General features: G+C 60.5%; 10 protein-coding genes. 5 read left to right on the forward strand and 5 right to left on the reverse strand.

What is annotated here, in order from left to right; translation table 11 throughout:
* Window positions 1-37: 37 nt before the first annotated feature.
* The 3 genes from H7C18_RS18755 to H7C18_RS18765 form a co-directional block, all read right to left on the reverse strand.
* Window positions 38-916, reverse strand: coding sequence for a carbohydrate ABC transporter permease (locus tag H7C18_RS18755; protein WP_185130622.1), 879 nt, complete (start codon window positions 914-916; stop codon window positions 38-40).
* A 19-nt stretch (window positions 917-935) separates the two neighbouring features.
* On the reverse strand, window positions 936-1,934 hold the full coding sequence (locus H7C18_RS18760) for an ABC transporter permease (RefSeq protein WP_238357800.1): 999 nt from the start codon (window positions 1,932-1,934) through the stop codon (window positions 936-938).
* Window positions 1,935-2,138: 204 nt separating this feature from the next.
* Window positions 2,139-4,448 carry a helix-turn-helix domain-containing protein gene (locus H7C18_RS18765; protein WP_185130623.1) on the reverse strand — a complete coding sequence of 770 codons (2,310 nt, stop codon included), beginning with the start codon at window positions 4,446-4,448 and terminating at the stop codon, window positions 2,139-2,141.
* Window positions 4,449-4,733: 285 nt separating this feature from the next.
* Between H7C18_RS18765 and H7C18_RS18770 the strand changes: the two genes are divergently transcribed.
* Both H7C18_RS18770 and H7C18_RS18775 read left to right on the forward strand, forming a co-directional pair.
* A complete protein-coding gene (locus H7C18_RS18770) occupies window positions 4,734-7,961 on the forward strand; it encodes a fibronectin type III domain-containing protein (protein WP_185130624.1) in 3,228 nt (1,075 codons plus the stop codon).
* Window positions 7,962-8,108: 147 nt separating this feature from the next.
* Window positions 8,109-10,226 (forward strand): right-handed parallel beta-helix repeat-containing protein, encoded by a 2,118-nt coding sequence (locus H7C18_RS18775; protein WP_185130625.1) that lies wholly within the window; start codon window positions 8,109-8,111, stop codon window positions 10,224-10,226.
* Between the two features lie 93 nt (window positions 10,227-10,319).
* Here H7C18_RS18775 and H7C18_RS18780 read toward each other — a convergent pair whose 3' ends face one another.
* Together H7C18_RS18780 and H7C18_RS18785 are read right to left on the reverse strand one after the other, a co-directional pair.
* Window positions 10,320-11,000, reverse strand: coding sequence for a hypothetical protein (locus H7C18_RS18780; protein ID WP_238357801.1), 681 nt, complete (start codon window positions 10,998-11,000; stop codon window positions 10,320-10,322).
* Between the two features lie 125 nt (window positions 11,001-11,125).
* Window positions 11,126-12,115 (reverse strand): LacI family DNA-binding transcriptional regulator, encoded by a 990-nt coding sequence (locus H7C18_RS18785; RefSeq protein ID WP_185130626.1) that lies wholly within the window; start codon window positions 12,113-12,115, stop codon window positions 11,126-11,128.
* 260 nt (window positions 12,116-12,375) lie between these two features.
* Here H7C18_RS18785 and H7C18_RS18790 point away from each other — a divergent pair, with 260 nt between their 5' ends.
* The 3 genes from H7C18_RS18790 to H7C18_RS18800 all read left to right on the forward strand — a co-directional run.
* Window positions 12,376-13,686, forward strand: a complete 1,311-nt coding sequence (locus H7C18_RS18790) for an ABC transporter substrate-binding protein (RefSeq protein WP_185130627.1) — start codon at window positions 12,376-12,378, stop codon at window positions 13,684-13,686.
* A 64-nt stretch (window positions 13,687-13,750) separates the two neighbouring features.
* Complete coding sequence (locus H7C18_RS18795) at window positions 13,751-14,647, forward strand: carbohydrate ABC transporter permease (RefSeq protein WP_185130628.1); 897 nt, start codon at window positions 13,751-13,753, stop codon at window positions 14,645-14,647.
* 17 nt (window positions 14,648-14,664) lie between these two features.
* The coding region (locus tag H7C18_RS18800) for a carbohydrate ABC transporter permease (RefSeq protein WP_185130629.1) at window positions 14,665-15,257 on the forward strand (593 nt) is incomplete at its 3' end.

Below are 15,257 nucleotides of genomic sequence, written 5' to 3' on the forward strand. Positions count from 1 at the left end.
CCGGATCACCTCCTTCGCGACGCGGCCGGAAGCCGCGTTACCCTTTCAGAGAACCTACCGCAATGCCTTTGACGAAGTACCTCTGGAAGAAAGGGAACACGATCAGCATCGGACCGCTCGCCACGATCGCCATCGCCATGCGTACGGATAACGTCGGGAACTGGGCGAACCGGAGCTTGTCGGACACCTCCGCCATCGGCGAGTTGGCGAGGAATTCGGCCTGCGACAAGATGCGGACGAGCAGCAGCTGGAGCGGGATATACTTGTCGTCGTCGATGAACAGCAGCGCGTTGTACCATTCGTTCCAGTAGCCGAATGCGATGAACAAGCCGAGCGTGGCAAGCGCGGGCGTCGAGAGCGGCAGCACGATCCGGAAGAAGATGCGGAATTCGCGCGCGCCGTCGATCTTGGCCGATTCGACGATCTCGGGCGAGATTTTGTCCAGGAAGCCCTTCATGATCATGATGTTGAACGGGCTCATCAGGCTTGGAATGATCAGGGCCGCGAGCGAGTTTTTGAGATGGAGGTACTGGGTCATCAGAATGTAGAACGGGATCAGGCCGCCGTTGAACAGCATCGTGAAGAACACATAGAACGTAAGCGGACGATTATAGTGAAAATCGCGGCGCGAGATCGGATAGGCGATCATCGCGGTCAGCAGAAGCGACGCGACCGTCCCGACGACCGTGATGAACGCCGTGACGCCGTAAGCCCGCAGCAGCGAATCGGGCTTCTCGAAGACGATCCGGTACGCCTCCCAGCTCCAGGTATGCGGCAGGAATTGGTAGCCGAATTGATGAAGGCTGTCCTCGGACGTCAGGGAAATCGACACCACGAGCACGAACGGCAGCGCGATCAGCAGACAGACGACAATAAAGAATGCGTTGATGGACAAGTTGAGCGTTCTGGCACTCATCGTTAGCATCGCCTCCGGTTTAGAACAGCGCGTTGTCCCGGTCGATCCGGCGCACGATAGAATTCGCGGACACGACGGTGACGAGCCCGACGACGGATTGAAGGAACCCGACCGCGGCCGCGGAGTTGATGTCGCCGAGCTTCGTCAGCGCCCGGTAGACGTACGTGTCGATGATGTCGGTCGTCGGGAAGTTCGGCCCCGCGTTGTTCGGGATAAAATAATGCAGGCCGAAATCCCCGCGGAAAATGTTGCCGAGTCCCAGGATAAACAGAATGATAACGAGCGGCTTGAGCAGCGGCAGCGTGATGCGCAGCATCATCTGTACCCGCGTCGCGCCGTCCAGCGTCGCCGCCTCGTAATAGTCCGGGCTGATTCCCGTGATGCCCGCATAGTAGACGAGCGTCGAGAAGCCGACTCCCTTCCAGAGCGCGACGAGCGGCAGGATGAATATCCAGGGCGTCTTCTCCAGGTACCAATTGTGCGGCGAGATTCCGACATAGCCGAGCAGCTTGTTCAGGTAGCCGTTGTCGAAGTCGAGAAACGCGTTGCCGATGTAGCCGACGAGCACCATCGACAGGAAGAACGGGAGGAACATCGTCGTCTGGTACATCTTGATCATCCGGCCGGACAGCTCGTTCAGCAGAAGCGCGAACAGCAGCGCGGCGACCGTGCCTGTCACGATGTACGTAAAGTTGTACAGCAGCGTATTGCGGATAATGCGGAACGCGTCCTGCGCCTTGAACAGGAACTCGAAGTTGTCGAGGCCCACCCACTTGCTTCCGAACAACCCCTGGTCGTAACGGAAATTTTTGAACGCGAGTATGAGTCCGACCATCGGCACATACGCGATGACGAGCTTGAACAGAATGCCCGGCAGCGCCAGGACCAGCAGCTCTCTGTTTTTGCGGAACATCCGAATCTCTCGCCGGATCCGACTCTGTGCGGCCGGGCGAGCCGCGTCCGCTTTGCCGCGCGATCGGGTTCTTCGCTTGGCCGGTTCCGGCATGCCTGTCTCCATCTTCATCTCCTCCATCTTCGGGATGCCCTCATCATGGCATGCCGCCCGTCCGCGGCGATACGATCCGATTGTCGAATAACTGTCCGCGGGGACTGTACAAAATGCGAATTCATATGTTTACAGGCAAAAACGGCAAAAAGCCGCCCGTCTCTCCGACTTGAAAGGGAGAGCGGGCGGCGGTCCCGCCGGCTTTTTGGGCGAGCGTCAGCCCAGCGATTTTTTGAGCCGATATTCTTTGGGGGTGCTCCCGAACTTGCCTTTGAACAAGCGGAAAAAGTGGCTCTGGTTCGAATAGCCGCATCGGTCCATGATTTCCGCAATCGTCTTGTCGGTCATAAGAAGCAGCTTCCGCGCTTGCTCGAGTCGAACCTCGTTCAGGTATTCGGTAACGGTCATGCCGCATTCGTCCTTGAACAGCTTGCCGACGTAGGCCGACGTGAGCTTGACGGTCGCGGCGATCGATTGCTGGCTCAGGTTCGGATCGGCGAATTGCCGTTCGATCAGCTCTTTGACCGTCCCGACGATCCATTCGCTGCGATCCGGCGCGGCCGCACGCTGCCCTTCGCAGATGTTCGCGCAGACCGATTGGAAGAGCAGGCACATTTCCTCCAACGTGAGGTTGTCTTCGATAAGCTTATGCAGCGTCTCCGGATCGGCGGCAAGCGAGAAAAGTCGGTTGTCGCGAATCTCCATCGCGGTGTTCCGGATCGCCCAGGCCAGATCCGATACCGACCGCCGCATGTCTTCATACGGGAACGCCGCAAGCAGCGAGAACGCCTTCTCCAGCTCGCTTCCCGCATTCGTCGGCTGCCCCTTCTTCAGCGCCTCCGACAGCCGGCGCTCAATGCCTTCCGGCAGCGTCCTCCGGGCGCCCGATAGACGAGCCTCGATGTCGCCGGACGCGATAATCGACTTATAGCCTTGGGAGAACATGTACTGACAGAGTTGGACGGCTTGGCGGTAGGCGGATGTCAGCATCGCCGGCCGGGGAACGGCGTCGCTGACGCCGCAGGACAGCGACAAGCCGTAGAAGCGCTCGATCGTGTCCTGAATGTCGCGGATCCGGCGCCGCAGCTCGCCGGACCCTTCCGTCGTGTCCGCGTCCGAGACGATCAGCACGACGCCGTCGGCCCGCATATCGACGGCTTCGCATTGGAAGCGAGCCGACAGGAGCTCCTCGGCGATATTGACGAAGGCGAAGCGGTGCAGCTTCATCAGGCCGGACGTCGCGGTCCGCTCGTACGACCCGAACCGGTCGATCCGCAGCACGCAGACGGTGAGCGGGGCAGTAGCGGACATGTTCAGGCCGTGCCGCCCGATCAGCTGAAGCATATCGGCGTCGGCGAACCAGCCGCTGTCGGACAGAAATTTGCGCAAATAATACTTGCGCACGATCTGCTCGGAGCCGATCTCGTGAAGCTTCTCCGACAGCCGCAGCACGTTGTCGCCCATCCGCTCCAGCTCGTTGCCCGCGGCCGCTTCCGCCCGGTCTTCTCCCGGCAGATGCGGCCGGATGCGACGCAGCATGGCGTCGATCGGACTGTACAGCTTGTAGGACAGCCAGACGGAGACGCCAGCGGCGAGCAGCAGGAAGGCGCCCGAGACGAGCATTGATTTCTCCCGCGTCTTCGTCACTTCCTTCATGAGCCGGGCGTAAGGCTGAACATATAGAATCGTCCAATCCCCGATCCCGTTCATATAGGTCACCATGCTCTTCCCGCCGCCGACGTCGCCGACCGCGAAGCCGGAGGGCCGCTGCGGATCGATCAGCCCGGCGGCTTTGGCCTCGTCGATGCCGCCCGGCTCCTCGGTTCTTCCATCGGCATACAGCCGGCCGTCGGGCGTCCGGATGTAAATCTCGCCCTCGATCCCGCTGCCCGCGCCGTTCATCCGCCGCAGGCTGTCGAACACCCAATCGGACTTGACGTAGAGAATGACGGCGGACTCCGTTCCCTCGAACGGCTTGAACGCGTCGGCGACGATAAAGGCGAAGGCGTCGATGCCGCCGTTCTCCCGTTTCAAGCTGACGGGAATGAGCCGGGATGTCGGTAGCGGCTGCGGCGAACGGAGCAGCCAATCCAGCATTCTCTGCTTCGTGACGCCGCCGTCGACGAGAAAATCGCTGGACGAGCCGTAAATCTCGCCGTCCCGAGCGTTGTAAACCGCCATCGATTGAAGGAAGGAGGAGCTCTCCATCAGCTTCTCCATCTCGTTGTACCCGCGAATGTAGTCCATTGCCGGAAGCGGCTCCGAGAACATGAGCGGAATCAGGTAATTGTCGCGGAAGGCGAACGTGGACAGATGCGTGATGATCTCGTTCATATAAGAAAGGTTATATTGAATTTGCGTCAGCACCTTCAGGTTGGAGTCCTCCTGCGCTTGCTTGACCGAGCGCTCCAGGACGTAGGCGTTCGCGACGGACAAGCCGGCGAGGATGAACGCCATCGCCAGCATGATCGAGATCAGAACGCGTTGGAAGTATTTTCTCGACTTGTAGAATCCGAACGCCTTCATGGCGGTCCCCCTTGGCATCGTCCGTTGCCGATGACCTCTCTGACTTTAGTTGTAAACGGATTCAGGAGGAGGCGCAACTCTTTTCTCGAAGGACGCAGGAATTGATAGATTTCATAGCCGGCGGGGGCGGCGATTGACACATTTCGCAGTATCGCGCCGGTCCGCGTTATGGCACGATCGATGGAGAAGGGAGGCGACGGGGCGAACAGAGAGAACCTGCGGGCGGGCGGAGCGGAACTGGCTGTAACTGCACGTAATCACAGGTGAAAGAGAGGGAGATTGAAGATGGCAGAAAGATTGAGAATGCCGGCCCAGACATGGAAAATGCGGGCTCTCGGCGTCGTTGGCGCGTTGACGTTCCTCGTCCCGTTCATCCCTGCTCCGTCCGCCTATGCGGCGACGATCGACATTACCTCCTACGGCGCGAACGGCAGCGACTCTTCGGACGACATGGCCGCGATCCAGAGCGCGATCGACGCCGCGGCGAGCGGGGACACGATCTATTTTCCCCCGGGCACTTACTACGTCTCGGGAAGCATTCAGGCGAAGTCCGGCATCAAGCTGCTTGGTCATGATCGGGACGATTCCATCGTGAAGTATTCGGGAACGACCGACGGTGCCATCCTCTCGCTGAACAACACGACGGACGTCGAAGTTGCGGGGCTGACGATTGACGGCAACAGCAATACGCACGTCACCGCCGGAATCTGGGGCGAGCCGGGTGGCGGGCACGACATTCACGACAACCGTTTCAAGGACTTGACCAAATCCGATGGCTTCGCTCCGTTCGGCATCCTCATGTCGAACTCTCCGAACGTGAAGATCACCGACAACGACTTCATCAACATGGGCACCGGGTCGATGTGGGGGGCGGCGATGCGGGTCGGCTGGGGGTCGGACGCGCCGGATATCGAGCGCAACACGATCGCGAACACCGGCCGCGGCGGCATTTTCGTCAATGACGGGGTGGACGGGGCGGTTATCCGCGACAACGTGGTTACGGGCTCCGGCCTTTTCAACGAAGGGCTGTCCATCGAGCTGCATACCGACGTCAACCATTCGATCGTCGAGGACAACCAGGTCGACCATTGGCTGAGCGTCGTCCGCTCCGAGTACAACGCCATCCGGCGCAATACGATTCATACGACGGACAATACGGTCAAAGGCATCGGGCTGGAGATCATGTCGAACCATTCCGTCACGTCGGACAATCTGGTCGACGGCGGCCAGCAGGTCGGCATGCAGCAATCGCCGGGAACCGGCTACCAGCTGTGGAATTACAACACGGTCCAAAACATCGTCATGTGGGGCATGCAGCTACAGGGCGAAGGGACGGGCGAGACGGAGCAATACCAATATTTTTACAAAAACACGCTGGAGGACGGGCCGATCGGCAATCCGGCCGCGGCGTATCCGGGCTATGACGGCAACGCGGTGCGCATTCACGGCAACACGCAGAACGTGACGTTCGACAGCAACCGGATCCTGAACAACGGCCGCAAGGCGATCGAGATCACGACGGCGAGCGGCACCGATCGGCTCAGCTTCATTAATAACACGATCACCGGCAACGGCGGACCTTCGATCGACCAATATCCGTCGTCGGCCGCCGATCTGGAATGGTTCGGCAATACCGTCAGCGGCAACGGCACGGACACGCAGCTGACGAGCCGCGGGTTCTCCGATCCGAAGCCGACGGCGAACTTCACCACCCCGTTGAGCGTTCAGCTTGGCCAATCGGTGACGTTCACGAACACGTCGACCGATAACGGCTCGATTGTCGAGAATCTGTGGGATTTCGGCGAGGGCGTACCGGTGACGACGGTCAGTCCGACTTATACGTACCAGAAGGCCGGCACGTACCGGGTGACGCTTGTCGTCTGGGATAACACCGGCCGCGCCAATCTCAAGGAACAGACGATCAACGTCTATGCGGGACCGCCCGACACGACGGCGCCTTCCGCACCGGCGAACCTGACGGCTCCGTCCAAGTCGAACGTGACGGTCGACCTGTCGTGGTCGGCTTCGACCGATAACGTCGGCGTCGTCGGCTATGACGTCTACAAGAACGGCACGCCGGCAGGCTCCACGACGGGTGCGAACGCAACGGCGTTCACGGTGACGGGGCTGACGCCGAGCACGTCGTACAGCTTTACCGTCAAGGCGCGCGACGCCGCCGGCAACGTCTCCGCGGCAAGCTCCGCGCTCGGCGTGACGACGGACGCCGGCGACACGCAGCCGCCGACGGCGCCGGGCAACCTGGCCGTGACGGCGAAGACGGATACGAGCGTCAGCCTGGCCTGGTCGGCTTCGACGGACAATGTCGGCGTAACCGGCTACGACGTCTATGCCGGCAGCTCGCTTGCCGGTTCGACGACGGGCGCGGGCGCCACGGCGGTCACGCTGAACGGCTTGACGCCGAGCACGGCGTACAGCTTCACGGTCAAGGCGCGGGACGCATCGAACAACGTCTCGGCCGCCAGCGGCGCCGTAACGGTCACGACCGATCCGCTGGCCGACTGGGTGCCTTGCGCGGGCGAGAACAACCTGTGCAGCTTCACGGGAACGCACGAGGTCCGTTACGGCGCGAACGGCAGCTACGTATACGGCACGTACACGAATTCGGTCATGTGCTCGAACAACGGGTTCGGGACCGATCCCGCCGTCGGCTACTACAAGACTTGCGACGTCAACATGGCAAGCGAAGGCGGGAACGGCGGCCAGGGTGGCGACACGACGGCTCCTTCGGCTCCCGGGAATTTGACTTCGCCGTCTCAGACGGCGGACACCATCAGCCTGAGCTGGTCGGCTTCGACGGATAACGTCGGCGTCGCCGGCTACGATGTCTATCGCGGCGGAACGCTCGCCGGCTCGACGACGGGCGCGAACGCGACGACGTTCACGGCGACCGGCTTGTCGCAAAGCACGACGTACAGCTTCACCGTCAAGGCGCGGGATGCGGCCGGCAACGTCTCCGCGGCGAGCGCCGCGCTCAGCGCGACGACGGCGGCGCAGCAGGGCGGAGGCGGGCCGTCGCCGACGGGAACGATCGTCCGGGAGTACTGGACGAACATCAGCGGGCCGACCGTGTCCAGCATTCCGCTCGGCACGACGCCGACCGGTACGTCCGTGCTGACGAGCTTCGAAGCGCCGACGAACTGGGGCGACCATTACGGCACGCGCATTCGCGGCTATATCGTCCCGACCGTGACGGGGACGTACCGGTTCTCCATCGCCGGCGACAATAACTGCCAGCTGTGGCTCAGCACCGACGACTCGGCCGCGAACAAGACGATGATCGGGGAAGTGGTCGACTGGACGTACGAGAAAAACTGGACCCAGAATTCGTCGCAGCAGTCGGGCAGCATCACGCTGACGGCCGGGCAGCGCTACTATGTGGAGGCGCTGCAGAAGGAAGAGAGCGGCGACGACCATCTTGCCGTTGCCTGGATGGTGCCGGGCAGCACAAGCTACGCCGTTATCGACGGCGCGCATCTGGCGCCGCTCTCGTAAGTCGCCGGCAGCCGCCGGACAGTCGTTTTAGCTTCGCCGGAAGCCTTCGCGGCGGTTTGAAAGACATGCCGCGGAGGCTTCTTCCGCCGCTCGGACTGCTTGAAGTCCTTGCGGATACATAAGCGTGCCGAAAGGGGAGAGACACCCATGATCGAAATCCGTTTATACGTTCGCGCGGACGCCGAAGAGGATGGGGACGGGAGCCAGGAGCGGCCGTTCCGCACGATAGCCGCCGCGCAGGAAGCGGTGCGCGGGGTGCTGCGAGCCGGGCATGAAGGCTCCATTACAGTTAGCGTCGGAGGCGGCGTCTACGAGCTGGCGGAGCCGCTGCGCTTCGGCTCCGAAGATGCAGGAGGGGAGCAATGCCGCGTTGCGTACGAGGGCGAGCCGGGCGACCGGCCGGTGCTGCTCGGCGGCACCGTGCTGTCCGGCTGGGAGCCGTGGCGGGCCGGCATCTGGCGGACGAAGGTTCCCGCGGGCAGGCGATTCCAGACGCTGTACGCGGACGGGGAGCGGGTGGTCAAAGCCAGATGGCCGGCGTCCGGCTATATGCGCTCGGCGACCGTGCCCGGCCGCGAGCGGGAAGGGATCGGCTTTCGGGAAGAGGATCTGGCGGATACTTTAGCGGCAGAACTGGAAACGGGAGGACTTCAAGTTTATGTTTGGCCGGGGGAGGGCGAATGGAACTGGTTATGCGAGACGATCCCGGTTCGCCGCATCGATGCCGCCGCCCGATTCATCGAGTTCGCGCGCCCCAGCGTCTGGAGCATCGGGGAAGGCTCGCGATATTACCTGCAAGGCTCGCTCCGATTTCTGCTGGGGCCCGGACAATTCCATCTGGACGAAGCCGACGGCTGGCTGTACTACCGGCCCGCCGAAGGGGTTCCCGACCGCCAGCGGGTTGTCGCTCCAATTGTGCTGCGTATTCTCGATATTCAAGGGGAGAGCATGGGCCGGCCGGTGTCGGGATTGTCTTTCCGGAACCTCGAGCTTGCCTGCACGGATTGCCGGGACGATTACCAGCCGATGTCGAGCGAGCCGGACATGGCCAATTCGGAGCCCGACGAGCATCGGAACGGCCTGGTGTATATCCGGAACGCGTCCGACCTCGAGATTGAATCATGCGAGCTCCGCCTGTCGGGTTCGAACGGCGTGTTCCTCGACCGCTGCGCCGAGCGGGTTACATTGACCGGGAACCGGATCGAACGCGTCGGCCACAACGGCATTTACGCGTCCGGGTACGCGCCCGGCGAAGGAGATTTCGCCGGACCGGACGAAGCCTTCCGCAACAAAGGGCACACGATCGCGGATAACGTGATCGAACGCGGAGGCGAGCTGGTCGGGCACGGCAGCGGCATTATGCTCTATCAATGCGGGGAATGCGAGATTGCGCACAATCGGATCTCCCGCATGCCGAGATACGGCATCTCTCTCAAAGGACTTCGGCGCGGAACGATGCCGTCGGAGCTTTGGGGCGTCCCGGTCACGTGGGACAACCACTGGGACTTCCTGTTCTCGCGGAACAACCTCATTCGGCACAACGACATCTCCGCCGTGATGGAAGACAGCCAGGACGGCGGCATGATTGAAGCGTGGGGTCCCGGCCTCGGCAACCGGATCGAGGGCAATCGGCTGCACCACAGCGGCATCCATTTCTCGTTCGGGTTCGGCATCTATCTGGACGACGCGGCGGACGGCTTCGAGGTGACGGGGAATGTGCTCGATCATCTGTACAGCACGGGGGAAGGGAAGCTGTGGATGACGATCTTCGCCAAAGGAATCGGCAACCGGATCGCGGGCAACCTGATCGCGGACAATCCGGACGCGGTGAACGCGATCGGCTCGCAGGAGATGGCCGGAGAGGCCAATCGGGACCTCGTGGTGGAACGCAATATCGTCTGCGACTCCGGGCATCTGTACGGCTTCGTGAACTGGAGTCCAGAGCGGTTCCTTTCGGCGGACTTCAACCTGTTCTGGCGGAACGGCGAGGCGTGCGGGGTATCGGGCGAGCTGCCGCTGACGCCTGCCGGCGTCAATCCGGCGTGGGGTCACGACTATGAATGGGAGGCGTGGCAGTCGTTGTCCGGCGAAAGGTATGACGCGAACTCGGTGTTTGCGCCGCCCGGTTTTGCGGACGCGGAAGCCGGCGACTACCGGCTGCTGCCGTCCTCTCCCGCCTATGCGCTCGGATGGGAGGAGATCGATTTTACTCAATTCGGGCCGAGGCAGCGGCGGGAAGCGGCAGCTCGGCGGGAGAGGGAGTAAAGGGGATCACGGCGAGAGATGCCTTCAGACCGAAGCGGTGCCGCTTCGGTCTGGGGGTCCAGACTGAAAAGAGAGTAACCAGATGACGCACATTTACGGGATTCCGGCGAATGGGGCGAAAGAGAGTAACCAGAAGACGCACATGGACGATTGGATTCCGGCGAAGAGGACGGACCCAAGCAAACCCCGACTCGCATGACAGACCGCGACGGGGCGCTGCCAAGCGCCCCGTCGCCAACGAATCGCTAGACGAGCGCAAACCGAATCAAGCCCGATAAAGCAAAGCCGAACAAAGCCGTACCGGCGCCGATGCCGGTAATGGCGCTGTTCGCAACCCGCAGCTTGCGGGAAAAAAAGAGAGAAGCAACTGACGCTACCACCAGCAGCCGCCAGCAGATACAGGCTGGGGTCCTCGAAAACGCCTGCCAGACTGATGAAAGGAATGCCGACAATAAAGGCAATCCAGGGTGCTATGAAGTCTTTTCGTTTTTGCAGGATTAACCAACCTGCGCCGGCGCCGGCCAGAAAAATCTCCGCATAGACGGAAATCAAATATTGGCGGAATGAAGTGGACGCAGACAAAGCGGAGGGCGCATCCCAATTGCGGATGCTGAGGAACACGCCGAACAGGCAAACGAGGAGCGCAATGCCGGAAGCGATACCAAGGTATTTTCGCCAACTTGCCCGAGGGTTCTCCTGCGCCCAGCCGAACCAACTGAAGCTGAACATGCCGAAGATGGAGGCGTACATCACATAATCTCTAGCATACTCCATACCCTTCCTCCTTTACGGCAGGAATTGCCAGTCGCTGTCTCCCTTCCACTAATCCAGACAGCGAGAAGCTCCGACAGGCTGCTCTATTCATTGTTCGGGGCTTCTCGCGCCGGATGTTACGGTCCTTACGTCGATTCGCCCTCGATAATCTCGTGGGGGACCATCGTTCGGAGCGGGACGTTCCTTCCTGCGATCCGGTCGACGAGCAGATCGACGGCTTTCGTTCCGACTTCATCGGCGGAATAGGCGATGGTTGACAACGATGGCGTAATATACTCAAGCGTGTCAATGTTGTCGAAGCCCATCAACCCGACGTCCTGCGGGACGCGGATCCCTTTTTTCTTCAAATGTAGAAGCACTTTGAGCGCGTATTTGTCGCTTGTGCACAGAATGACTTTCCGCTTGCTCCCCTTCCGAAGCAGCCCTTCGATCTCCTCCAGATAGCCCTTGTGCAGGATCAAGTCGGCGCTTAACGCGCCGCCGGCCTCGGCGATCGCCTGCCGAAAGCCGGCATGCCGCTGCTCCACGGCGTACAGATTGGTTCGTCCCGACAGCGCCATCGGCGGACTGACGTAAATAATCTCTTCGTACCCGAGAGCGGCGAGCCGCTTGACCGCGTCCCGGATCGCCTTCCGGTCGTCGACCCAGATGTAGGGAATCTCGTCCGAGACCAGGTTGCCGAACGTGATGACGGGCACGCCGAGCTTCGAGACGAAGCGCTCGAAGTCATCCCCTTTATTGACCGATAGAAGCAAAATGCCGTCGACCCTGCGGTCGACCAGATGCTGAAGGCATTCCCGTTCCTTCTCCGGATCCTTGTTCGTCAGCGTCAAGTACAGGAAATAGCCGAGCTCGCTCGCTCTCGTCTCGATCGCGTTGACGAGTTGGGGGAAAATCCGGTTGTTGATGTCGAACAGCACCGCGCCGATCGACTTCGTACTGCCTTTCACAAGGCTTTGCGCCAGAAAGTGCGGGCGATAGCCAAGCTGCTCCGCCACTTTCAGAATTCGTTCTTTCGTCTCGGGATTGATGCCGGGCCGGTTGTTCAGCGCCCGATCGACGGTGCCGCGGGACACGCCGCAGATCTCCGCGATTTGCTGGCTTGTTTTGCTCATGGCTTCGTTCTCCTGGAAATAGAGTATCGGAATTTGTCGAGGTCCCGTCGCGCTACTACGATTATAAGAAAAAAGTCCGAAAAAATAAATACGTACACGTGCACGATATGCATTTACAGCTTCTTGAGGGCTGTGTTATAGTAAAGCCGTTCACGTGAACGGTGACCGTAAAACGCATGAAGGGGGCCCATGTGTTTTTTTAAATTTTCACAATGCAAACGCTTTATTTGAAGTTATTTCTTCAAAAAGGAGCTATTGCGATGAGAATAACGATCATGGCCGGCGTGCTTGCGGCGCTGGTAGCGCTGCTGACCGCTTGCGGCGGGGGCTCGAACAGCGGTACGGACGCTTCGGCATCTTCATCGGCGCCCGCTTCGGATTCCGGAAGCAAGGGGAAGCAGGAAGTGACGCTTGTCTGGAACGAGACCGACGTCAGCAACGGCCAACTGAAGGTGCTGCTGGACGAATTCAACAAGAAGTACCCCGATATCAAAGTGAATCGGATCTCGGTCACGAGCAGCGGGTGGGCCGACTACTTCAACAAGATTCAGACGATGATCGCGGGAGGCAAGGCACCGGACGTGATCCGGGTTGCGATCGAAGGCATTCAGATGTTCGCGAAGCAGGATCTGCTGCTGCCGCTCGACGATTACATGAAGCAGTTCCCGGACGCCGTGGAAAATTACGACGATCTTCACCCGAAGCTGCAATCCCCGTTCGTCATCGACGGCAAGACGTACGGTTTCGTCTGGGACTGGAACAACGTCGTCATGCACTTCAACACCGATCTCCTCAAGGAAGCGGGGCTGCCGGTGCCGCCGGCGGATTGGACCCGCGACGACTTCCTCCAATACGCCCAGGCGCTCACGACCGACAAAGGCGGCAAGAAGACGTTCGGCTTCGAGATCCCGAACTATTACTTCGGCGCGTCGGCCTGGCTGTTCAACAATGACGCGAGCGTGCTGGATCCCACGATGACGACAAGCAAACTGGACGATCCGAATGCGATCGAAGTGATGCAATTTTTCCAAGACCTGGTCTACAAATATAAAGTCGCGCCCGTGCCGAATCCGAAGGCCGATATGATCAACGACCTCATCACCGGGCGCGTCGCCATGATCTCCGCCGGCAAATGGCCGTTCGCCACCTACGACAAGACGAAGTTCAAGGCGGTGGACGTTCAGTTTCTGCCGAAGCTGAAGACCCAGAAGGTCATCTTCGGGTCCGGCGCCTTCCCCGTGCTCAAATCGGCGAAAAACCCGGAAGCCGCCTTCAAGCTGTCGGCGTTCCTGTCCTCATCCTTCTCGCAGAAGACGACGCTGTCCAACTCATCGATTCCGACCCGCATCTCGGTCATGAACGAAGTATTGCCGCAGACGCCGGCCTCGAACTGGAGGGTGTACGCCGACAGCGCGGACATCGCCCAGCCGGTCGAAGCGCCGATGCAATACGGCTCGATCGAAGGGATTTTCAACCGCTATATGTCTTCCATTCTTTCGAACCAGATGGATGCGGCCACCGCCATGAAGAAGGCGAAGGCCGAGATCGACGCCGCCCTGGCCAAAAAATAACGCCGGAGAAGCGGCGGACGCAGCGCGTTCCGGTGCAACCGCCGCTCTCCTCGGAGGCTGTGTGATGATGAAAATGAGCCGAACGATGAAGGACGGCTTCGCCGGCTACCTGTTCCTGCTGCCCGCGCTGATCCTGTTCCTGCTCTTTATCGCCGAGCCGCTGATCGTGTCGGTGTTCCTCAGCTTCACCGAATACAACGTGATCACTCCGTACCGGTGGATCGGGCTGGACAACGTGCGCCAGTTTTTCCATGACGCCCGGCTGGGCCTCATGTACGGCAATACGTTCAAGTATGTTCTGATCCTTGTCCCCCTGCATATGGTGCTCGGCCTGCTGCTGGCTCTCGGGGTCACCCGCAAAATCTCGAAGCGGTGGAAGTATTTCTACCGGACGGCCTTCTATTTCCCGGTGCTCGTCACGTCCGCCGCCGTAGCGGTGGCGTGGAGCTTCCTGTTCGACAGCGACTTCGGGGTGCTCAACTACTTGCTCGGCCAGCTTGGGTTCGATCGCGTTCCATGGCTCCAATCGCCCCGCTGGGTGTATGCGGCCGTAGCGCTGTACAGCTTCTGGAAGTTCGTGGGCAACGCCTTCCTCTACTACGTCATCGGACTGCAGAACATCCCGGAGACGCTGTACGAGGCGGCGGAGATCGACGGGGCGGGTCCGCTGCAGTCGTTTTTCCGGCTTACGCTGCCGCTGTTGTCGCCGACGATCTTCTTCGTGCTTGTGACGACGCTGATCGGCGCGACGCAAATTTTCGACGAGCCGTATCTGATTACGGGCGGCGGACCCGGAGACGCCTCGCGGTCGGTCAACATGTACATCTACGAGGTCGCGTTTCAGAGCCATGAGATGGGCTATGCGTCGCTCGTCTCGCTCAGCCTGTTCCTGATCATCCTGCTCGTGACCGTGCTGCAATTCCGCCTAAGCCGGACATGGGTGTCCTACCACCAGGAATAGAGAAAGGAGGAAGCGCCATGCGGAGACGATACGGCGGACGTCTGCTAACGGACGGGGTGCTGCTCGTAGTGGCGGCGTTCATGTTCGCGCCTTTTCTATGGATCATCTCGACGTCGCTCCGCCTCCCGCAGCAATCGTTCGATTTGCCGCCCGCCATTTTTCCGACGGCGTTCCATTTCGGCAACTACGGGGAAGTGTTCCGGCAAGTTCCGCTGCTCGCGTTCATGTTCAACAGCCTGAAAGTATCCGGTCTGGTCGTCATCGGCCACGTTCTTATCTCGAGCATGGCGGCGTATGCGTTCGCCCGCATCGCTTTTCCCGGCCGCAACGCCGTGTTCCTGATCTTCCTGTCCGGCCTGATGATCCCGGGACAGGTGACGATCATTCCGCAGTTCATTCTCATGTCGAAGCTCGATCTGGTCGACACGCACGCCGCCTTGATCCTGCCGGCGCTCATCAATCCGCTCGGGATCTTCCTGATTCGGCAGATGATGATGACGATCTCGCCGAGCTACGAGGAAGCCGCATTCATCGATGGGGCGGGCCGGGTGAAAGGATACTGGAACGTCATCCTGCCGATGTCGGTGCCCGTCATCGCGATGACGTCGGT

This window comes from Cohnella zeiphila (genome assembly GCF_014212055.1).
Taxonomy (GTDB): Bacteria; Bacillota; Bacilli; order Paenibacillales; family Paenibacillaceae; genus Cohnella; species Cohnella zeiphila.